The following is a 21,783-nucleotide window of genomic DNA, read 5'->3' as shown; positions in this document are numbered from 1 at the left end:
TCACTTCATGGTGAGCAAGGTGATGAACGACACCTTCCCCCTTGCCATGCACGTCATCTTTCCCCGTGATCATTGGCCTTTCTCCACCGCTAGCACTGACAAGGAATATCACCATGGCCGACGCCAACGCCGTCATCGACATGCTCAAGAGCCGTTTCAACCCCGAAGCTGCCAAGGGCATGGATGAGGTCTTTCAATTCAACATCACCGACAGCGATGACTACTACATGGTCGTCAAGGACGGCACTCTGGACGTCGGCGAAGGTGAGCACGATGACCCGTCCGTGACCCTGAGCACCGACAGCGATACCCTCAAGGGCGTGATGAAGGGCGAAGTCGACGGCATGCAGGCCTTCATGACAGGCCGCCTGAAAGCCACCGGCAACATCATGCTGGCCACCAAGCTGACGTCTCTGTTCCCGAACAAGTAAGCGTCTGCTTGAGCAGGTGCATCGTTGCGAACAAGCCCGATGGTAAGGTTCGCTTTATGCACCAGCCAAAGAAAACGCCCCGACCAATGGTCGGGGCGTTTTCTTTGGGGAGAGGCGCGCACTATCAGCGGCCCGTCGCGACCGAGCGCAGGAAGTTGTCGATCAAGGCATGCGAGATCGAGAACTTCGGTGGCAGCCCCGGCAAGTCTTCCGGCGTGAACCACTGGGCATCCTCGATCTCGACACCATCGATGGTGATGTCGCCACCGGCATATTCCGCGTAGTAGCCCAGCATGAACGAGTGCGGGAACGGCCACGACTGGCTCTGGAAATAGCTGACTCGCCCGACCTCGACACCGACTTCCTCGTGCACCTCACGCCGCACGGCTTCCTCGGCACTTTCACCGGCTTCGATGAAGCCCGCCAGGGTCGAATACATGCCCGGCCCGAAGCGCGGACTGCGGGCCAGCAACATCTCGCGGCCCCGGGTGATCAGCGTGATGATGCACGGCGAGATACGCGGGTAGCTGCGATGCTGACAACCGGTGCAGTGCATGGCGAATTCATGCTCCAGTCGCTTCATGCGCTTGCCACAACGGCCACAGAATCGATGGTCGCGCAGCCATTTGAGCACCTGCAACGCACTGGAAAGCAGCGGAAACTGATCACGTGGCAGCGTATGCAGCCACTGACGTGCGGCGGGCCAGTCGGCACTGCCATTCTCACCGAACACCGCAATCGGCGCGCCCTGCCATTCCCCGAGGGCCACGGCGCCGCTGGGCCAGTCCGCGATGGGCTGGATGATGCCGCCATCCGGCGCAGGTGCCACGCCATCACGCCCCACGCGAATCAGATAACCATGGCGCTGGGTCACACGCGAGAGATCACGAATCAACATCAGGCGTCGTCTCCGCGGTTGCCTCGGCTGTCCAGACTGGCACCCTCAAGAGTGGCGCCATCAAGACTGGCACTATCAAGACTGCCCAAGGCATCGATCGAGAGGCGATCGAACAGGCACTCATCCGCCTTGCCGCGAATCTCTTCACACCAGGCCGAGTGACGCTCAAGTTCCAGCGCGGAAAGCCCAGGCGTGACCAGACGTGGGCGATCGGCACGCAGGCGACGAACCCCGACGATACCGCCCTCCTCGCCATCGCCTTCCTCTATCACGTCCAGGCCCAGCGCCGTCTGGCCACCGGTCATCGCCAGATAGACATCGCCGAGAATCTCGGCATCCAGCAAGGCGCCGTGCAGCACACGATGCCCGTTGTCGATATCGTAGCGCTTGCACAGCGCATCCAGGTTGTTGCGCTGTCCGGGGTGCTTCTCTCGGGCCAGCTTCAGGGTATCGAGAATGGCGCAGTGATCGGCGACCGGGCCCAACGGGTTGGCACGCCCGGAATTGATCAGCCCGAATTCGTGATCGATGAAGCCCACATCGAAGGGCGCATTGTGGATGACCAGCTGGGCACCCTTGATGAAGTCCCAGAAGGCATCGGCAATCTCGGCGAAGACCGGCTCGTTGGCGACTCGCTCATCGGTGATGCCGTGTACCCCGATCGCCTCTGCATCGATCAAGCGCTCAGGATTGACGTACTGATGGTAGGTGCGTCCGGTCAGGCGGCGGTTGATCATCTCCACCGCGCCGATCTCGATCAGGCGATGGCCTTCCTTCGGATCGATACCTGTCGTTTCGGTATCGAGAATAATCTGACGCATCTCAGACCTCTTGGTAAACAGTGACAGCTCCCTGATCGATCCGCCTCAAGCTTCGGGCCGCGCATCAGGGTGCCTCAATATCGGATCCTGCATGTCCGTGCTCAAACACGACTGGCCACCGTGCTCGGTGTACCTGCCAGCCGAGGCACTCAGCGGCGGCGCTGCATCTCGTCGATGGCCTCGTTGGCCAGCGCATCGGCGCGCTCGTTGCCCTCATCGCCGCTATGCCCCTTGACCCAGCGCCACTCGATATCATGACGCTCACTCTGGGCCAGCAGTGCCTTCCACAGATCTTCATTCTTGACCGGCTGCTTGGCTGCCGTCTTCCAACCGCGCTTGACCCAGCCGTGCACCCACTTGGTGATGCCGTTCTTGACGTATTCGGAGTCGGTCCACAGCACCACCTGACAGCGCTTGGTGAGCGCCGTCAGCGCCTCGACCGCCGCCATCATCTCCATCCGATTGTTGGTCGTCTGGGCCTCGCTGCCATTGAGTTCCTTGCGATGCTTGCCACTGACCAGAATCGCACCCCAGCCACCCGGCCCCGGGTTGCCACGACAGGCACCATCGGTGTGGATGACCACGCGAGTCGGCGCCGCCTTGGATTCGGACGTCGCAGCAGCGGAGGGATTCTGGGGTTCGGACGTGGATGCACTCTGGCTCACAAACGGCACTCTCGACAAAGGAAACGAAGACGGGCAAGTGCGACGGCGCTGGCTGTCACGACAGGGGCAAGCCTGGCTCTCAGAGGCGGGGCTTGGAAACCGCTCCCTGACAATCACTCTCCGGGAGCCCCCGCGGCAACAGCAGGCCTTGCCACAATGAGCGTCATTCTACCCACTCGCATCCAGCATGGCCAAAGTCCCTGTGTTTTTTTACAGCTTCCGTCAGACTGAAGCCTTGAAGAAAAGGGAGCCCTGCAGCGAGCCCTCGAGCTAGCCGCGCTCGGACAGGTCTCTGCGCGACTCACCCTTCACATGCCCCTCCCGGGAATGCACCCGCGTGGCCTGGCCGATGGAGACACCGGGGATAGCGACTCGCGGTCGCTTGGCATTCAAGGGTTGCACGTACCCGACATTGCGCCGCGCCCGTATCAACATCAGGCTGCCCAGCGGCAGGTTGTAGCGGCGCCCCATGCGTTCAAGCCAACCGTGTCGCAGGCGTAGCCCCGGCAGGTGGAAGCCGGCATAGTCGATACGCTCGATCTCGAAATCCACGAAGGCCAGCCAATCGCGCAGAGCCGCCGGCGTTCGCCAGCTTCCCTCCCAGGGAGTGATGTGGCGACGCCGCGGGTCCAGACGCAGCAGCCCCTCGCCAGATAACGGCTGCCAGGCGACGATGACCAGACAGCCACTGGAGCGCAGCACGCGGGCCGCCTCGCGTAGCAGACGGTGCGGCTCCGGCGCGACCTCCAGCAGATGGTGGAGCATCACCAGATCCATGCTCTCGTCCGGCAATGCCAGCTGCGTCAGCGGGCAGATCAAGGTGGAAGGCGACTCGGCAAGCGCCGCCTCGGGGCTCCATTGGATGGCATGGCGGATGGCGGAGAGTGACAGGAGGTCATTGCCGCCCGGCCCCAGGTTCAGGCTGTGAAAACCGAAGCAACGCTCGAACAGCGGCGCCAGCATCTCGCGCTCCGCCGTCAGGATGTCCTGCCCATCCGGGCCCTCGAAAAAGGCACGCATGGCGCGCACATGGGCACTCAATTGGCGCGCATGCTGGCGCTGGCGCTCCTCGGCGGTCAGGGACGCGCTGGCCTTGTCCGCACCGGAGTCATTCACACCAAAGGGGCCTTTCCACATCTTGCATCTCCCGGGCTTCAGGCGGGGAGACACTCCCCACGGCATAGACAGGCTTTGACACTTGTCTACATTCTCACACCATAAGAGGTTTGACACTTACCTGCTGGCTCGTCAGGCTTGTTATCCGGAAAATTCAGATTCCCGCCACGAATCAATCCACTGGGCATCATCGTACTGGCTATTGGCCTTGCGATTGATGGCGCTCATGGACTTTGGCACCGGCGGCCAGTCGTGACTTTTCCTGCTGGACTCTTCTTGTTGGGCTTTTCCTGAAAGACACTTCTTGCAGGACTGGGCATCAGCCACCCGGCGCCTGATCGCACACGGCGAGTCTGACCGGGAACGAAATGCCGACAAGCGAGTCTTGAACAGGACTGCGGGCACCGAGCGTCTCGACACGCCCGGCCCGACACTCAGGATAGAGTGAAGCAAGGTGTTGCCCAACATCCTGCGAATGACCCATAAATATGCGTTGTCGATCATAGAGCATACGGAATGCCCCTCCCGCCCACATATGCGGCCAGGGGAGCGGCCAGGAGCACGACCGTCCTGAGCCGTCTCTGAGCATGACTTTATGCTGCTTTCGACAACTAACTCTCAGTAAGGAGTCGATGGAACCGCCTGCCCATCAGCATTGCAGGCGACGATGACATGCCATGTTCATCTGCTTCAGCCTGGCCGATTCCTCGGCGAGGACGTATGGAGCCCCTTTCGCGTCACTGGCCTGTCATTGCTTCGATCGACGACTGCAAGACATCAAGAGCACCTGACCACCATGATGAGCGTAACGCCCATAGCGGCCTTTCAGGACAACTACATCTGGTTGATACAGAGCGACGACAACCCCCGCGTGGCGGTCGTCGACCCCGGTGATGCACGCCCGGTGATGGAGGCCCTAGAGTCCAGAGGCCTGACCCTCGACACCATCCTCATCACCCATCACCACCAGGATCACACCGGCGGCCTGCCGGAGCTGATCGAACGCTATCAGCCTCGCGTGGTTGGCCCGCACAATCCGGCCATCCACGGTATCGACGAGCGTGTCGGCGATGGCGACAGCTTCCGCCTGCAGGGCCGCCTCTTCGAGGTGATGGAAGTGCCGGGCCATACGCTGGATCACATCGCCTTTGTCAGCTCCGGCATGCCGGGACTGCTGTTCTGCGGCGACACCCTGTTCAGTGGCGGTTGCGGTCGCCTGTTTGAGGGCACGCCGGAGCAGATGCATCACTCCTTGTCACGCCTGGCCGCCCTGCCGGAAGAGACACTCGTCTTCCCGGCACACGAATACACGCTGGCCAATCTGGCCTTCGCCAGTGCCGCCGAGCCGAACAACCCGGCGCGAGACACCCTCAACGCAGAATGTGAACAGCTGCGTTCACTGGGCCGCCCCACGCTGCCCACCCTCATCGGTCGAGAAAAGCAGATCAATCCGTTCCTGCGCAGTGATGAGGTGGCGCTGCAACGCCACCTCGAACAGGAAGGACGCCTCTCGGCACCCTCGGGTCAGGAAGATTCTCCACTGGCGGCCTTCACGGCACTGCGTCAGTGGAAGGACAACTTCTAGCCCTGCTGCCCGCGTGCCATTGCCCCCGTTCCGACGCCCCCCCCAGGTGAGCGGTTGGAGCGCGGCGTGAATGGCATTTCGCGTGACAGCGGGTCGAGAACATTCCTGATCTCGATCGGCCCCCGCAGTCACTGATTCGTGCCGGCATGACCGGCCAGCCGAGCCGCTGCTGACCCATCCAGCCGCGGCTCGCCAGAGAGTATTTCGTCAATGCATCAGCAAGACCTCCGTACCGACGGCCAGATGGCCGCCGACACGCCGTGTCGTGTCACTCCGACCCAGGCCCCCTTCCGTCCGGCTCGACTGCGTCACCTGATTCGCCTCGCCTCTCTGGGCGCCACCCTGTGCCTGATGCCGCTGACCGCCAGCGCCAATTCAGCGATGGTGTCCGGGGTCTCGCCCACCAGTGAATATCAGCGCGCCCCGCTGAACTTCATGGAGGCCGTCGACGCCATTCCCGCGCACTACGACGACGTCTGGGAGCGACTGCGCGCCGGCTATCAGCTGCAGCAGGACACCGGTCGCCCACGCGTGCGCAAATGGATCAGCTGGTATCAGGAGCACCCCCACCACGTGGAGCGTATCGCGGAACAGGCCCGCCCCTGGATTCGCTACGTGACACTGCGCACCGAAGCACGCGGCCTGCCGGCAGAGCTGGCACTGCTGCCCTTCATCGAGAGCGCCTACGATCCGGATGCCGCGCATCCGGGCGGTGCGACCGGCATGTGGCAGTTCATGCCGCGCACCGGTGACGCCATGGGGCTGACACGCAACCGCTGGTATGACGGTCGCAAGGACGTGTTGCTGTCCACGGATGCCGCGCTGGATTACCTGGAGACCCAGGGCGAGCGCTGGTATGACGGCGACTGGGAGCTGGCGCTGGCCGCCTACAATGCCGGTGCCGGCACCGTGAATCGTGCACGCCGCCGCGCCGGTGGCGATGAGGATTACTGGAACATCAAGCTGCCCAACGAGACCATGGAATACGTGCCGAAGCTTCTGGCACTGGCCGCGGTGATTCGCGACCCTGAGGAATATGGGCTCTCGCTGCCGAAGATTGACGACAGGCCGGAAATCGCGGCCGTCGAGACGGGCGGACAACTGGACCTGTCCACCGCCGCCAAGCTGGCCGGTATCAGTGAAGATGAGCTGCGCGCTCTGAACCCGGCTTACAAGCGCTGGGCCACCACGCCGGGTGACAGCTCGCTGGTGATTCCCGCCACCGCCCGCGATACCTTCCTCAGCCAGCTGGCCACGCTGCCTGAAAAAGCGCGCCAGAGCTGGGCCAGCTATCGCGTCAAGCGCGGCGACACCCTGTCCGTCATCGCGCGCCGCAGTGGCCTGACGCTGTCCGAGCTGAAGCAGAAGAACCGCCTCTCGGGCAACACCATCCGCATCGGCCAGGCACTGATGGTGCCGGACCGCGGCGCCTCGGTGGCCACCCAGCTGGCCTCGGCCAACGGCGAGAAGAAGGTGCGCGTGAAGAGTGGCGATTCCCTGTCCTTGATCGCCGCCCGTCACAATGTCAGCACTCGCCAGCTCGCGCGCTGGAACAAGCTGTCATCTGCGGACTACCTGCGCCCCGGCCAGATGCTGACCCTTTACAGCGCCAACTGAGTCAGTCGATTCACGCGTCGTTGCACGACGCTTGATAGGCGATTCCTCAACGCCCCTGCCATCTGCGATGGTGGGGGCGTTTGCGATTCAAACGCCGCAGCATGGCCGCTGACAGGGAACTTCGTTACTCTTGGCGGGGTCGATGCAAGGAGACCGGCCGCAGCCCGGCGCGTGGCGTGCACCTGCTGCACCGCTTCCGCAGTTCTCCTGCGGTTCTTCTTCAGCTCACGGCAGCTCACGATAGTGTGTCGACAGCGGTGTCGTCACACTTGTCGACAACCGCTGAGGAGACCCAAGCAAGCAGAGTTGATGGCGAGTCAGGCGCAAACCAGCCGCTGCCCAGATGCCGGTCATTTCATCACGGCCGCGAGGCCCGGGTCATTCAGTCAAGGAAGTCTTCGATGCAGCGTGTTTCTTCACTCACCCAACGTCGCTGGGCTGCGCTACGTGCGCTATGCCTGGGGGCGCTGATGGTGAGCGGCTCGTTCACTGCCACGGCCAACGCGGCTGAGCCCAATGCAGCCGGGCCCAATGCGAATAGCGAGCAATCGGCCGATTCACGCCCCAGCGCCGAGACGGCGTCAGGCACGCAGGCAACCAGCGCGCAGGCAACCAGTATCCCCACCTCGAACGTGCAGACACCGCTGGACGTCCCGACCGTGCATGGCCTGGCCATCTACGGCGAGCCCGCCCACAAGCCCGGCTTCACGCACTTTCCTTACGTCAATCCAGAAGCGCCGGTCGGCGGGCGCATGACGCGCGCCGCCATCGGCAGCTTCGACTCCACCAATCCCTTCATCCTCAAGGGCAATTCGGTGGCGGGACTCAACTACTTCGGGGGACTGATCTACGACACCCTGATGATCCCCTCCGCTGATGAGCCCTTCACCGAATATGGATTGCTGGCCAGCGGCGTCCGCCTGGCCGAGGACCGCAGCGCCATCGAATTCGATATCGACCCTCGGGCGCGTTTCCATGATGGCGTGGCGGTGACTGCCGAAGATGTCGTCTTCACCTACCGCCTGCTCAAGGATGAGGGCCTGCCGTTCTTCAAGAGCTACTACCACGATGTCACCGGCGTCAGCGTGATCGATGCCGACACCGTGCGCTTCGAGATGGCGCCAGGCGCCGCGCGCGAATTGCCGCTGATCATCGGCCAGCTGCCGGTATTGCCGGAGCACTACTGGAAGAGCCGCGACTTCACGCGCGCCACCCTGGAACTCCCGCTGGGTTCCGGACCCTATCGCATGGCATCTCTGGATGCCGGCCGCCAGGTTCGCTATGAGCGTGTCGACAACTACTGGGGCAAGGACCTGCCGGTCAACAAGGGCCGCCACAACATCCAGACGCTGGTCTACGACTACTACCGGGACCAGACCGTGTCGCTGGAAGCCTTCAAGGCCGGCAGCATCGATCTGCACGTCGAAAGCAGCGCCAAGAACTGGGCGACCGCCTACGACACTCCCGCGCTGCACGAGGGGCGCCTGAAGAAGCTGGAAGTCCCGGACAGCAACCCGGCGGGCATGCAGGGCTTCGTGCTCAACGAGCGCCGTGAGCGCTTCCAGGACCCGAGAGTCCGTGAGGCACTGGCGCTGGTCTTCGACTTCGACTGGATCAACCGCAACCTCTTCTACGGTGCCTACCAGCAGACCCACAGCTATTTCGAGAATTCGGACATGGCCGCGGATGGCATGCCCACCGGCAAGGAACTCGCGCTGCTTGAGCCCTTCAAGGATGAGCTGCCCAGCGCGGTCTTCGACAAGCCCCTGCCGATCGATGAGCCACAGGAATTGCGCCCTCGCCTGCGCAAGGCGTTGGGGCTGCTGCGCGAAGCGGGTTATGAAGTGGTCAAGGGCCAGCTGGTCAGCCGCAGCAGCGGCAAGCCGCTGACGCTTGAGGTGCTCAACTACGACACCCAGTTCGAGCGCATCATCCAGCCGTGGATTCGCAATCTGGCGCGCATCGGCATCAAGGCGCGGATTCGCACCGTCGACGTCAATCAGTACATCAACCGCCGTCGCAGCTTCGACTTCGACGTGGTGGTCGGCAGTTATCCGCAATCCAACAGCCCCGGCAGCGAGCAGCGTGAATACTGGACCAGCGACTATGCCGACGTGGCCGGCTCACGCAATCTGATCGGGCTGAAAAGCCCAGTGGTGGACGCGCTCACCGATGCCCTGATTCAGGCGCAGACCCGCGAAGACCTGCTCAGCGCGACACGGGCACTCGACCGCGTACTGCGTTGGGGCTTCCATGTCGTGCCCCAGTGGCACCTGGCGGCGACGCGTATCGCGCTCTGGAACAAGTTCGGCTATCCGCAGCCCTTCCCGGAATACCAGCTAAGCCTGGACAGCTGGTGGATCGAGCCCGACAAGGATGCATCACTCGAACCGGGAGAATGAACCAGGTGAATAAGCCGGGTGAACATGCCTGCTCAGCAAGCCTGAAGAACACGCTCGGCGCATATGCCAGGCATAGACGCCTGGCGGGACTGACGCCTTGCTGATGCGTCCACGACACCAATAACCGATGTCCCTTGCACCGCACATCAGATGCCGGCGATGAGGGGCACGCAGGGAGATTGCCATTGGGTGCCTATATTCTGCGCCGGATTCTGTTGATGATTCCGACGCTGCTCGGAATCCTGTTGCTGAATTTTCTGATCGTTCAGGCCGCCCCCGGTGGCCCGATCGAACAACTGATGTCACGTCTGGACGGCATGAGTGCCGGTGCCAGCACCCGCCTCAACAGTGGCGGCGGTGATGGTGTCACCAGCGGTGGCGGTGGCTCCTCGACCTATCGCGGCGCCTCAGGGGTCGACCCGGCCTTGATCGAGGAGCTGGAGCAGCAGCTCGGCTTCGACAAGCCGGTCTGGGAACGCTTCACCGACATGGTCGTCGACTACGCGCAGTTCGATTTCGGCGACAGCTTCTTCCGTGATCGCCCGGTGATCGACCTGATGCTGGAGCGCCTGCCGGTCTCCATCTCGCTGGGGCTATGGACCACGCTGCTGGTCTATCTGGTCTCGATCCCGCTGGGTATCCGCAAGGCACTGGTGCATGGCTCGCGCTTCGACATCTGGACCTCCGGCGTCGTCATCGTCGGCTACGCCATTCCGGGCTTCCTGTTCGCGATCCTGTTGATCGTGGTGTTCGCCGGCGGCAGCTATCTGGACTGGTTCCCGCTCAGGGGGCTGACCTCGCCGGACTTCGAGGAGCTGTCCACCGCCGGCAAGATTCTGGATTACTTCCATCACATCGCCCTGCCCGTGCTGGCCTCCGCCATCGGCAGCTTCGCGACCCTGACGATGCTGACCAAGAACAGCTTCCTGGACGAGATCCACAAGCAATACGTCCTGACGGCACGCGCCAAGGGGGCCAGCGAGAACCGCATCCTCTACGGGCATGTCTTCCGCAACGCCATGCTGATCATCATCGCCGGGCTGCCCGCGGCGCTGGTAGGCATCTTCTTCACCGGCTCGCTGCTGATCGAGGTGATCTTCTCCCTCGACGGCCTGGGACTGCTCGGCTTCGAGGCTGTCCTGCAGCGCGATTACCCGCTGATCTTCGGCACCCTGTATCTCTATACCCTGATCGGTCTGATCCTGAAGCTGGTCTCTGATCTGATGTATGTGTGGATCGACCCGCGCATCGACTTCGCGACACGGGAGGCCTGATATGCGTCACGAGACAACGCTTCACGAGACACCCGCTCACGACGTAAGCGACGAAAGCCAGCAAGCGAAGCAACGCCCGCGTGCCTCACGCCTGTCGCCCATCACCCGACGGCGCATGGCGGCCTTTCGTGACAACCGTCGCGCCTGGTGGTCGCTGCTGATCTTCGGCGTGCTGTTCGTGCTCTCGCTGGGGGCCGAGCTGATCGCCAATGACCGTCCGCTCCTGGTCGAGTATCAGGGCGAGACCTATCTGCCGATGCTGCACGAGTATCCGGAGACCACCTTCGGCGGATTCCTGCCCACCGCCACCGACTATCGCGACCCCTATGTGATCGAGGCCATCGAGGCGCAGGGCTTCATGCTCAACACCTTGATTCCCTACTCCTACGACACCCTGGATCTGAATCTGGGCTCTCCGGCGCCGTCGGCCCCCAATGGCCGTCATTGGCTGGGCACCGATGATCAGGGCCGTGACGTGCTGGCGCGCGTCATCTATGGCTTCCGGCTGTCGGTGATCTTCGCGCTGGTACTGACGGCGGGCTCGCTGGTGCTGGGGGTGGTGATCGGTGGCGTGCAGGGCTACTTCGGCGGCAAGGTCGACCTGATCGGCCAGCGTCTGATCGAGGTGTGGTCCGGCCTGCCGGTGCTGTTCCTGTTGATCATTCTCGCCAGCATCGTCGAGCCGAACCTGTGGTGGCTGACCGGCATCATGTTGCTGTTCTCGTGGCTGGGCATCGTCGATATCGTGCGCGCCGAATTCCTGCGCGCTCGCAATCTGGAATACGTGCGTGCCGCCCGGGCCATGGGTCTGCCCTCGCGGCTGATCATGTGGCGTCATGTGCTGCCCAACGCGATGGTCGCCACCCTGACCTTCATCCCCTTCCTGTTCACCGGCGCCATCACCACCCTGACCGCGCTGGATTTTCTTGGCTTCGGCCTGCCAGCAGGCTCACCCTCGCTGGGCGAGCTGGTCGCCCAGGGCAAGAACAACCTGCAGGCACCGTGGCTGGGCATGACCGCCTTCCTTAGCCTCGGCATCATGCTGACGCTGTTGGTCTTCATCGGCGAAGGGCTGCGCGATGCCTTCGACCCACGTCATATCAGTGACCGGGAGCAGAACGCATGAGTCATCCCTCTTCACCTGCGGACAACACCGGCACCGCTGCCAGCGTGCTGAGACTCGACGATCTCTGCATCCGCTTCGGCCAGACACCCGTCGTCAGGCATCTTTCCCTTGAGGTCCGACGGGGGGAATGTCTGGCCATCGTCGGCGAGTCCGGGTCGGGCAAGTCCGTCAGCCTGTTGGCGAGTCTTGGCCTGCTGCCGGGGCATGCCCATGTCACCGGGCAGCGCGAATTCACGCGGCCTGACGGCAAGACGCTGGATCTCGCCGCCCTGACGCCACGCCAGTGGCAGCGGGTGCGCGGCGGCCAGATCGGTTTCGTGTTCCAGGAGCCGATGACCTCGCTCAACCCGCTGACGCGTGTCGGCGAACAGATCAGTGAAAGCCTGCGCCTCCAGCAGGGACTGCGCGGCAATGCCGCCCGCCAGCGCGTGCTGGAACTGCTCTGCCAGGTGCAGCTGCCGCGTCCCGAGGAGTTGATCGACGCCTGGCCACACCAGCTCTCCGGCGGGCAACGCCAACGCGTGATGATCGCCATGGCGATGGCCAATCAGCCACCGCTGTTGATCGCCGATGAGCCGACCACGGCGCTGGATGTCACCGTGCAGCAGGAGATACTCCAGCTGCTGGATCGCCTGCGCCGCGACCAGGGCATGGCGATGGTCCTGATCAGCCATGACCTCAATCTGGTGCGCCGTCATGCCGACCGCGTGATCGTGATGCGCGACGGGGAATGCATCGAGCAAGGGCGCGTCGACGAGGTATTCGATGCGCCACAGGCCGATTACACCCGCGAGCTGCTGGCCGCCGAACCCGAAGGCCTCGCCAGCGACTTGAGTGCCGAGGACGCCGCGACACCGGTTCTCGCCGCGCGCAAGCTGGAGGTGCGCTTCGCTCGCAGCAAGAAGCTGTTCCAGAAGCGCCCCGCGGACTTCGTCGCCGTTCATCCGCTGGATCTGACACTGGCCCGCGGCGAGACGCTCGGCGTGGTCGGGGAATCGGGGTCCGGCAAGACGACACTCGCCCTGGCGCTCTTGAAGCTGCAGGCCGCCAAGGGCGAGATCCACCTCGAGAACGAACGCATCGATACGCTGGATCGCAACACGCTGCGCCTGCGTCGCCGTCAGATGCAGATCGTCTTCCAGGATCCATACGGCTCGCTGTCGCCACGCATGCCGGTGGCGGACATCATCAGTGAAGGTCTGCGCTTTCATCATCCAACGCTCAGCGAAGACGAGGTTCGCCAGCGTGTGGCGCAGGTGCTGGAGGAAGTCGAACTGCCCTCGGTATGTGCCGATCGCTATCCCCACGAGTTCTCCGGCGGCCAACGTCAGCGGATTGCCTTGGCGCGCGCCCTGATCCTCGAGCCCAGACTGCTGGTGCTGGATGAGCCGACCTCGGCACTGGACCGCAGCGTGCAGAAACAGCTGATTGCCCTGCTGCGTGAACTCCAGACACGCCGTGGCCTGAGCTATCTGTTCATCAGTCATGACCTGGCGGTGGTACGCGCGCTGTCCCATCGGGTGATGGTGTTGCGTGAAGGACGCCTGGTGGAGACGGGCACGACGGCAGAAGTGCTCGGCAACCCCCGCGAGGACTATACGCGCGCCCTGATACAGGCCGCGGGGCTGGCCTGAAACGCTCTGACACGCTCTGCCATGGCCTGACCAAAGCCGATTGGGCTGACCTGACCTGCTCTATCCTGCTCTGCCATAGCATGCCAATCGCCCTGCTCGGGCAGCCACTGGTGATGAGCAGGGCATTGCCGCATTGCAGCCAGTGCCCCCCCTGCGTTGCAAGACGCACGTTTTGTCGATTGCAAATAATAAAGGTTCTCAATATGATCCAGTGAGATGCGGGCCGACCATCGAGAGATCGTGTAATGACTTCCCGCCCCCTCTCGAGCGGCCCCACGCACTGCCGTTCTGCGCGCACTGCATAACAACAGACCGATCAAGGGATCCACATGACTGCCTCTTTCCGTTTTGCCTCACGCAAGCCGCTGGCAGCTGCCATCGCATTGTCAGCCTCCATGTTCACCGGTGCCGCTCTGGCAGAGCATCATGGCGACGCGCATGACAAGGCGCTGACGGCCGACGCTGTCGTCGCCCAGTACGCCAACGTCGCACATGCCACCTACAGCGATGCCCTGGCCAGTGCCAATGCCCTGCGCGCCGCCAATGCCGCGCTGATCGAGTCGCCGTCCGAAGAGACGCTGGCCGCGGCACGTGCCGCCTGGAAGCAGGCGCGCGTGGCGTATCAGCAGAGTGAAGTGTTCCGCTTCGGCAATGCCATCGTCGATGACTGGGAAGGTCAGCTCAACGCCTGGCCGCTGGATGAAGGGCTGATCGATTACGTCGAAGGCGACGGCTATCAGGCCGAACTGGGTAACCCGGGTGCCAGCGCCAACATCATCGCCAGCGACAGCGTGCAGATCGGTGCCGACAAGATCGACACCACCGAGATCACGCCGGAGCTGCTGGCGTCCCTCAACGAGCTGGGCGGTTTCGAGGCCAACGTGGCCAGCGGCTACCATGCCATCGAATTCCTGCTCTGGGGTCAGGACATGCACGGCTTTGAGGCCGGTGCCGGCGAGCGCCCGGCGACCGACTTCGCCAAGGGCGATGCCTGTACCGCCGACAACTGTGACCGTCGTGGCGCCTACCTGCTGGCCGCCAACGACCTGCTGATCAGTGACCTGGAATACATGGTCGGCCAGTGGGCGCAGGGCGAGAAGGACAACTACCGCGCGGAACTGACCTCGCTGCCGGCCGGTGAAGGCCTCGAGAAGATGCTGTTCGGCATGGGCTCCCTGTCACTGGGGGAGCTAGCCGGTGAGCGCATGAAGGTCGCGCTGGAAGCCAACTCCTATGAAGACGAGCATGACTGCTTCTCCGACAACACCCACTACTCGCACTTCTACAATGCCAAGGGCATCCAGAACGTCTACGAAGGCAAGTACGTGACCCTAGACGGTCGCACCTTCGAAGGCCCGTCACTGCATGCACTCGTCGCCCAGAATGATCCGGAACTGGCCAAGAAGATGCACGAGGCACTGGACACCACCATGGGCCAGCTGCAGGTGATGGTCGACACGGCAGAAGCCGAGGGCGGCATGAAGTTTGACCAGATGATCGCCCCGGGCAATGCCGAAGGCGCCGAGATCATCAATGCCAGCATTCAGGATCTGGTCGCCCAGACCCGCCTGATCGAAGAGATCGCCGGCGATGTCGGCATCAGCGGCATGAAGGCCGATACCGCGGACCATGAGTTCTAAGCACACGCTCGAGATTGCCAGTCCATGGGGTGACGATTGATCCTCCCCATGCAGCGCAGCCCCACGCCCGAACCCGTCTACGCACAGGTTCGGGCGTTGATGCTTTTCGCGCCAGCATTTGATGCGCGTCTGCTGATTCTTTCAGGCTGCTGCGCAGCACCGGAAGAACCTGCAGCCTGACCGCGCAAGCCAGGACCTACATTGATGCCACACGTCGTCCCGAAACACCCCACACTCCACGCGTTGTCTCTCGCCATCACGCTTGCCGCCCTGCCGCTGGGCGTAGCACAGGCCGCCCAGCCAGCGCTGACCGTGAGCGCGTATCTGGCCGAACTGCCATTGCAGGTCACCGACAGAAGCGGTGGCGACGGCAGCGTGCCCAAGCACGACACCAATGCCTACTCCCTGCCGGCCAAGAACCTGAGCTTCGATCAGCGCCTGTCCTTCAGTGTCGGCAACAGCTTCTTCAAGAGCCCCTGGGTGATCGCGCCCGCCAGCACCACCGCGCGCGATGGCCTCGGCCCGCTGTTCAACACCAACGCCTGCCAGAACTGCCACGTCAAGGATGGCCGCGGCAGCCTGCCGGCCGAGGGCGATCCCTCGGTGGGCCTTTTCCTGCGCCTGGGTCTGCCGGACAGCCACGAGGACAGCTGGAGCGATGAGGAGCGAGAATTCCGGCGTATCGCCGGGGTGATGCCGCATCCTGTCTATGGCACCCAGCTGCAGAATGCCGCCGTGCCCGGCATCGAGCGCGAAGGCCGCATGCAGGTGGATTACGAGGATGTGACGGTGACTCTGGCGGACGGGGAAGTCATCGCGTTGCGCAAGCCGCGCTATTCCATCGTCGAACCCGGCTTCGGTGACCCGGGCGCCATCGCGCTCTCCCCACGTCTCGCCCCCGGCATGGTGGGGCTGGGGCTGCTCGAGGCGGTCAGCGACGAGAACTTGCTCGAGTGGGCCGACCCGCAGGATGCGGATGGCGACGGCATCAGCGGGCGCGCCAATACTGTCTGGTCACTCGCCGAGCAACGCGAGGTCATGGGCCGTTTCGGCTGGAAGGCCGGTCAGCCCGATGTGCGACAGCAGAGCGCCAAGGCCTTCGCCGGTGACATGGGGCTGACCTCCCATCTGGTCAGCTCCACCGACTGCACCCCGCTCCAGAAGTGCAAGACATTGCCCGATGGGGGGGAGATCGAGGTCGACGACAACGTGATGGACAACGTGGCCTTCTACTCGCGCAATCTGGCCGTGCCCACCCGACGTGATATCGATGACCCGACGGTGCGCCAAGGCGAGCAACTGTTCCGCGAGCTTGAATGCGCCAGCTGCCACCGTCCTCGCCTGACCACCCAGTCCGGCGGCGTGGCGGAACAACTGGCCGAGCAGACGATCTGGCCCTACAGCGACATGCTGCTGCATGACATGGGCGAAGGACTGGCGGATGATCGCCGCGAATTCGAGGCCAGCGGCCAGGAATGGCGCACGCCGCCCTTGTGGGGCATCGGCCTGGCCCAGACGGTCAACCCTGCCACGGGCTTCTTGCATGATGGCCGTGCACGCACCCTGCTCGAGGCCGTGCTCTGGCATGGCGGCGAAGCCCAGCCAAGCCGCGATGCCGTCGTGGCCCTGCCGACTGACCAGCGTGAAGCCCTGTTGCGCTTCCTCGAGACTCTCTGACAAGGAATACCCGTTCATGCCCCGCGCCACCTTCACCCCAGCTGCAACCCCGATGAAACCTGCCCTGCGCAAGACCTCGCCCCTGGCCCTGATGGCCTGTGGCATGACACTGCTGGGCGCCGCGCTATTGCCTACGAGCACACTGGCGGCGACGGACTCTTCTGCTGCCAACACAGACGCCGCCACAGACACCAACAGCGCAGCGGCCGTCAGCCAGTTTGCCGCTGACACGCTGAGCGAGGCGCACCAGCTACTTGCCAGCCGCCTGCAACAGCTCGCGCAGCATACTCAGGCGTTCTGCTCCGCCGAGGGTGACGTCAGCCTCGACACCCTCAAGCAGGACTGGCGCAGCGCCATGCTGGGGCTGAATCAGGTCAACTGGGTGGAAATGGGCCCGATCCTGCAGAACTCGCGTCAGTGGCAGCTGTATTTCTGGCCGGACAAGAAGGATCTGGTCGCGCGCAAGACCCGCGCCCTGCTCGCCGGTGATGTCCCGATCACGGTCGAGAGTCTGGCGGAGCAATCCATCGTCATGCAGGGGCTGGGCAGCGTGGAGTATCAGCTGTTCGATGCCCGCTATGCCGACTCGCCCCTGACGGCCGACTCGCGCCGCTGCGAGTTGATGACGGCCAACACCGCCTACGCCGCCAATACCGGCAAGACGCTGCGTGATGAGTGGCAGCAGTTCGCACCGCAACTGGCCGAAGGCACTGGCGCCTTCAGCGATTCTCGTGACGCCGTGCTGTCTCTGGTTCGCGCGCTGACCGTGCAGCTGGAAGCCATCAAGGACCGCAAACTGCGCCGGCCGATCGGCCTCGACAACGGCGGCACGGCCAACCCCTATGCGGCTGAGTCCTGGCGCGGCGGCATGGGGCTTGCCAACATCGCGGCGACCCTGGCGATGATGGAACGCCTCTGGCTCGGCAATGACGAGGCCGCTGGCATTCAAGGCTACCTGAATGGCCAGGTCGACCCGCGCATGGTGGCCTCCACCACCAGCGATTTCGTCGATGCCCGGCAGGCCTTCGCCGCCCTGCCGGATGACCTCGCCGGCATACTGCGCGATGACCCGCGCAATGGTGAGCTGCAGCAGGCCATGATCCATGTCGAGACCTTGCAGGCCGGTTTTGCCGACACGCTCAACCCGGCGCTTGGCCTGTCACTGGGCTTCAACAGCACCGATGGCGACTGATCAGGGCGGGGAATTGTGAATGGCAGTGGCGAATGGTGAATTGAGAGCGGCGAATGACAACTGACAAGGGGCCAGGCGAGATGCCTCACGGCATGACAGACACACACGCAGCCGACGCCCGCCAGCGACGTCAGCTGCTCAAGGCGTTGGCCTGCACGCCCCTGATGGGCATGCCCGGCGGCATGGCCGTGGCGGGCGGCAACAACGCCGCCAGTGCCCAGGGGCGCGAGCCACTCGGTGTGGCCATCTCGGCATGTGACGATGACACAGGGCAGCACTTTGCCAGCTGCACCAGTTATCAGGGAGTGGAGCGCTGGCGCCAGCCGATACGCCAGCGCGCCCACGGCGCCACCCGACATCCTCACAAGCCGTGGGCGCTGATCTTCTCACGGCGTCCGGGGACGGAAATCAATGTCTTCGACCTCGATAGCGGTGAGCGGATCGCACGCATCGAAGCCGCACCGGACCGCCACTTCTATGGGCATGGCGTATTCAGCCCGGATGGCGGCCTGCTCTACACCACCGAGAATGCCATCGCGCCCGGAGAAGGCCGCATCGGCATCTACGACGTGAATCGCGACTTCGCGCGGATCGGCGAGTTCGCCAGTGGCGGGATCGGCCCGCATGAAATTCGCCTGCATCCGGATGGCCAGCAGCTGATTATCGCCAATGGCGGGATCCTGACGCGGCCTGACACCGGTCGGGTCAAGCTCAACCTGGACAGCATGCAGTCGAATCTGACCTTGCTCGACCGTGTCTCGGGTGAGGTACGATGGCAAGGCGAGCCCTCCCATCACCAGCTGTCATTGCGCCACCTGGACGTCAGCCGTGAGGGCACCATCGTCGCGGGCTATCAGTACCAGGGCCCCGCGGCGGACCACCGCCCGCTGGTGGTGATGAAGCATCCCGGCAGTGACCGCTTGCAGGAACTGCCGTTGCCGCGGGAATACGTCCCACAATTCAAGCAGTACATCGCCAGCATCGCCGTCTCCCCCGATGGGCGACTGGCCGTGGCGACCGCCCCGCGCGGCAATCTGATCACGCTCTGGAATCTCGCGACGGGAGAGCTGGACACGACTCTGGACTTTGCTGACTGTGCAGGCGTTCTAGCCGTGCCGGCCACGCAGCAGACGCCGGCAGGCTTCGTGGTCAGCAATGGTCGTGGCGAGTGGCTGCTGATCGATGAGGAGGGGCTGCCGGCGCTTGGCCCGGTGCGGCTGGCGAATACCCACTGGGACAATCACTTGGCGCTGATGTAGCAAGCGGTAACCATGCCCCAAACGCGCATGTCTCAAGATGACAATGCCTCAGGAACGACAAGGCCTCGCAGGTAGCTGCCTGCGAGGCCTTGTCGTTGATAGATTGCCATGCTCTCACGAGCATCAGCACTCAAAAGCAGCCAGCTGCCTCAGAAGTGATAGGTCAGACTCCCGATGATGCTGCGAGACTCTCCGTAATAGCACCAATAACTGCAACTGGCGACATACTCCTTGTCGGTGAGATTGCTGACATTGACCTGCGCACTCAACTCGCGAGTGAAGTCATAGCCGACCATCGCATCGAACAGCAGATAGTCGGACACGGTGGCATCGCCATCCACTGATTCGCCGACATAACGGGCACCCGCCCCCAGACGCAGCCCCTCCAGGGCACCACGCTCGAAGGCGTAATCCAGCCAGCTGGAGGCCTGATGGCGCGGTATCAGCGGGGCACGCACATCGTTTTCCAAGCGTGCATCGGTATAAGTGTACGCTGAAGTCAGTTTGAGATGGTCCGTCAGATAACCGACCATCTCCAGCTCGAAGCCACGCGACTGGCGTTCCCCTTCCTGAACCTGAAAACCTCCGGTGGTGACAAGAGTATTGTCCTCGGTGAGTTCAAAGACGGCAGCCGTAAGATACCCATCCCAGCCCGCAGGCTGGTACTTGGCGCCCAGCTCCCACTGACGACCTTCGCGAGGCTCATAGAGCGAACCGCGATCATCGGTCGCGCTGATCGGCTCGAAGGATTCGGTATAGCTCAGATAAGGGTTGAGGCCGAAGTCACTCAGGTACATCACCCCGCCCGACCAGCTGATCTCGTCATCATCGGAGCGCTCACGAGACCCCGTCGTCTGATTGACGTTCTCGGTCTCGGCCTGGTCGTAGCGCACCCCCGCCAGCAGTACCCACTTGTCGTCGATGCGCAGCTGATCCTGCACGTAGAGACCGATCTGCTCCTTGTCGATATCGCGCCGCGTGATCTGTTCATCGCTCAATGCGGTGTAATTGCCGTATTGCGGATCAAACAGATCGATCGGGTCGCCGAAGGCATAGTCATCCGCTTCCTTGCCCGACAGGCTCAGATTCTGATAATCCACGCCCAGCAGCAAGGTGTTCTCGGTGCGCTCGCCATACCATTTGCCGATGGCCCGGTTGTCGACGGTATAGCTGTCGATGGTGCCCTCGCGGTACAGAAGCCCCCGCTGACCTTCGCGCGCCGAGGACTGATAGAGGATGTAGCTGCTGATCAGGTCGAGATCCAGCTGGCTATAGCGGAAATCCTGCTCCAGCGCCCAGGTGTCGTTCACTTGATGGCGCAACTCATAGCCCAGGGATGTCTGGGTACGCTCATCCTTGTCATACCCCGGTTCACTGTAATTGGTCTGCGGGTCCACCTTGCCGAACGGCGTATCATCATTGGTGCCATAGGCCAGCTTGAAAGCGTTGGTAGGTACGCCATCATCCTTCTGGAGGCTGGCGAGTAGCGTCAGCTGGGTCGCATCCGAAATGTCCCAGGTCAGGCTCGGTGCGAAGTAGTAGCGCTCGTTCTCAGTATGATCCAGATCCCCATCACGTTCGCGATACAGCCCTACCAGACGATAGCGCACATCCCCGTACTCGCTCAGATAACCACTAGTATCGAGCCCCGTCTGGCGAAGACCGCGATTGCCGATCTGCAGCTGCAGTTCCGTCTGGGGCTCATCGGTCGGGCGCTTGCTGATGGCATTGATCAGACCGCCAGGAGGCGCCTCCCCATAGAGGATGGAGGAAGGCCCCTTGAACAGATCGACCCGCTCCAGGCCCCAGGTCTCCGGCAACCACTGATAGAACCCTTCACGGTAGATGCGCAGGCCATCCTGATAGGTGGATTGATCAAAGCCACGCACCTTAAACCAGTCGGTATTGTTATCGGATCCATAATGGCCAGACAGGACGCCGGCACGGTAGCGGAAGGTTTCATCGAGCTGCTGGACGTTACGCGTGTCGAGCTCTTCGCGATTGACCGTCGAGACCGGACGCGGCGTCTCCACCAGCGGCGCATCGACTTTCAGTGCCGTTCCGACCACGACCATGGTGTCATCGGTCTCGGCGGCCAGCACGATGGCGGACTGTGACAGGAGCCATGCCGCGATGCAGAGCCGTATGGTGTGAGACAGTGGGGCTTGTGACAGAGCGGCATATGAATACGGTGCAGGTGCCGGCCGGGCAGCTGCCTGTCGTGATGATAGGTATCTTGGCATGTCGTGTTCCCTTGTAACGATCGTTTATGGTCAATCTCCCCTTCCGTCTCGTGGCGTCTCTCACTGGCACGCTCATATCCAATGCGGAATGGAATTAGGATGATTCGTATTCAACAAATGTAATTTGCGGTGACACACCGTTCTGCATGCACCTGCATGCAATCCCGAGAATGGCGCGTCTTACCGACTGCAACACCCCGAAG

At 63.0% G+C, this 21,783-nt stretch carries 16 protein-coding genes; 11 read left to right on the top strand and 5 right to left on the bottom strand.

Annotation, left to right across the window (positions count from 1 at the left end):
* Nucleotides 1–113 precede the first annotated feature (113 nt).
* On the top strand, nt 114–431 hold the full coding sequence (locus CLAM6_RS08010; RefSeq protein ID WP_043332726.1) for an SCP2 sterol-binding domain-containing protein: 318 nt from the start codon (nt 114–116) through the stop codon (nt 429–431).
* Nucleotides 432–555: 124 nt separating this feature from the next.
* Here the strand turns inward: CLAM6_RS08010 and nudC are convergent, their stop codons facing one another.
* From nudC to CLAM6_RS07990, 4 genes are all read right to left on the bottom strand, one after another.
* Nucleotides 556–1,329: an NAD(+) diphosphatase gene (nudC, locus tag CLAM6_RS08005; protein WP_107334885.1), complete on the bottom strand. Its 774-nt coding sequence runs from the start codon at nt 1,327–1,329 to the stop codon at nt 556–558.
* The gene (gene dnaQ / locus CLAM6_RS08000; RefSeq protein ID WP_153635682.1) at nt 1,329–2,150 is read right to left on the bottom strand and encodes a DNA polymerase III subunit epsilon; all 822 of its coding nucleotides are present in this window, start codon (nt 2,148–2,150) and stop codon (nt 1,329–1,331) included. Before dnaQ ends, nudC begins: the two co-directional genes overlap by 1 nt.
* 149 nt (nt 2,151–2,299) lie before the next feature.
* On the bottom strand, nt 2,300–2,734 hold the full coding sequence (rnhA, locus tag CLAM6_RS07995) for a ribonuclease HI (RefSeq protein ID WP_054556047.1): 435 nt from the start codon (nt 2,732–2,734) through the stop codon (nt 2,300–2,302).
* A 351-nt stretch (nt 2,735–3,085) separates the two neighbouring features.
* Complete coding sequence (locus CLAM6_RS07990) at nt 3,086–3,952, bottom strand: class I SAM-dependent methyltransferase (RefSeq protein ID WP_172978657.1); 867 nt, start codon at nt 3,950–3,952, stop codon at nt 3,086–3,088.
* A gap of 775 nt (nt 3,953–4,727) precedes the next feature.
* Between CLAM6_RS07990 and gloB the strand changes: the two genes are divergently transcribed.
* The 10 genes from gloB to CLAM6_RS07940 all read left to right on the top strand — a co-directional run bounded on the left by gloB (nt 4,728) and on the right by CLAM6_RS07940 (nt 19,337).
* On the top strand, nt 4,728–5,516 hold the full coding sequence (gene gloB, locus CLAM6_RS07985) for a hydroxyacylglutathione hydrolase (protein ID WP_107334887.1): 789 nt from the start codon (nt 4,728–4,730) through the stop codon (nt 5,514–5,516).
* Between the two features lie 210 nt (nt 5,517–5,726).
* A complete protein-coding gene (locus CLAM6_RS07980) occupies nt 5,727–7,133 on the top strand; it encodes a LysM peptidoglycan-binding domain-containing protein (RefSeq protein ID WP_242007784.1) in 1,407 nt (468 codons plus the stop codon).
* A gap of 401 nt (nt 7,134–7,534) precedes the next feature.
* Nucleotides 7,535–9,535, top strand: coding sequence for an extracellular solute-binding protein (locus tag CLAM6_RS07975; protein ID WP_242007783.1), 2,001 nt, complete (start codon nt 7,535–7,537; stop codon nt 9,533–9,535).
* A 185-nt stretch (nt 9,536–9,720) separates the two neighbouring features.
* The gene (locus tag CLAM6_RS07970) at nt 9,721–10,809 is read left to right on the top strand and encodes a microcin C ABC transporter permease YejB (protein ID WP_153635680.1); all 1,089 of its coding nucleotides are present in this window, start codon (nt 9,721–9,723) and stop codon (nt 10,807–10,809) included.
* A gap of 1 nt (nt 10,810) precedes the next feature.
* Nucleotides 10,811–11,935, top strand: coding sequence for an ABC transporter permease (locus tag CLAM6_RS07965; protein WP_153635679.1), 1,125 nt, complete (start codon nt 10,811–10,813; stop codon nt 11,933–11,935).
* Entirely contained in the window at nt 11,932–13,569 is a 1,638-nt protein-coding gene (locus tag CLAM6_RS07960) for an ABC transporter ATP-binding protein (RefSeq protein WP_153635678.1), read from the top strand. Before CLAM6_RS07965 ends, CLAM6_RS07960 begins: the two co-directional genes overlap by 4 nt.
* Before the next feature lie 329 nt (nt 13,570–13,898).
* Nucleotides 13,899–15,209, top strand: coding sequence for an imelysin family protein (locus CLAM6_RS07955; RefSeq protein ID WP_172978656.1), 1,311 nt, complete (start codon nt 13,899–13,901; stop codon nt 15,207–15,209).
* A 204-nt stretch (nt 15,210–15,413) separates the two neighbouring features.
* Nucleotides 15,414–16,886 (top strand): di-heme oxidoreductase family protein, encoded by a 1,473-nt coding sequence (locus tag CLAM6_RS07950; RefSeq protein WP_153635677.1) that lies wholly within the window; start codon nt 15,414–15,416, stop codon nt 16,884–16,886.
* 16 nt (nt 16,887–16,902) lie between these two features.
* Complete coding sequence (locus tag CLAM6_RS07945) at nt 16,903–18,078, top strand: imelysin family protein (RefSeq protein WP_172978655.1); 1,176 nt, start codon at nt 16,903–16,905, stop codon at nt 18,076–18,078.
* Between the two features lie 92 nt (nt 18,079–18,170).
* Nucleotides 18,171–19,337: a DUF1513 domain-containing protein gene (locus tag CLAM6_RS07940; protein ID WP_172978654.1), complete on the top strand. Its 1,167-nt coding sequence runs from the start codon at nt 18,171–18,173 to the stop codon at nt 19,335–19,337.
* Nucleotides 19,338–19,486: 149 nt separating this feature from the next.
* On the opposite strand, the gene CLAM6_RS07935 is transcribed toward CLAM6_RS07940, so the two are convergent.
* Nucleotides 19,487–21,412, bottom strand: a complete 1,926-nt coding sequence (locus CLAM6_RS07935) for a TonB-dependent siderophore receptor (RefSeq protein ID WP_240548795.1) — start codon at nt 21,410–21,412, stop codon at nt 19,487–19,489.
* Nucleotides 21,413–21,783 lie beyond the last annotated feature (371 nt).

The organism is Cobetia sp. AM6 (genome assembly GCF_009617955.1).
Taxonomy (GTDB): domain Bacteria; phylum Pseudomonadota; class Gammaproteobacteria; order Pseudomonadales; family Halomonadaceae; genus Cobetia; species Cobetia amphilecti.
This window is presented reverse-complemented; position numbering and strand designations above follow the sequence as displayed.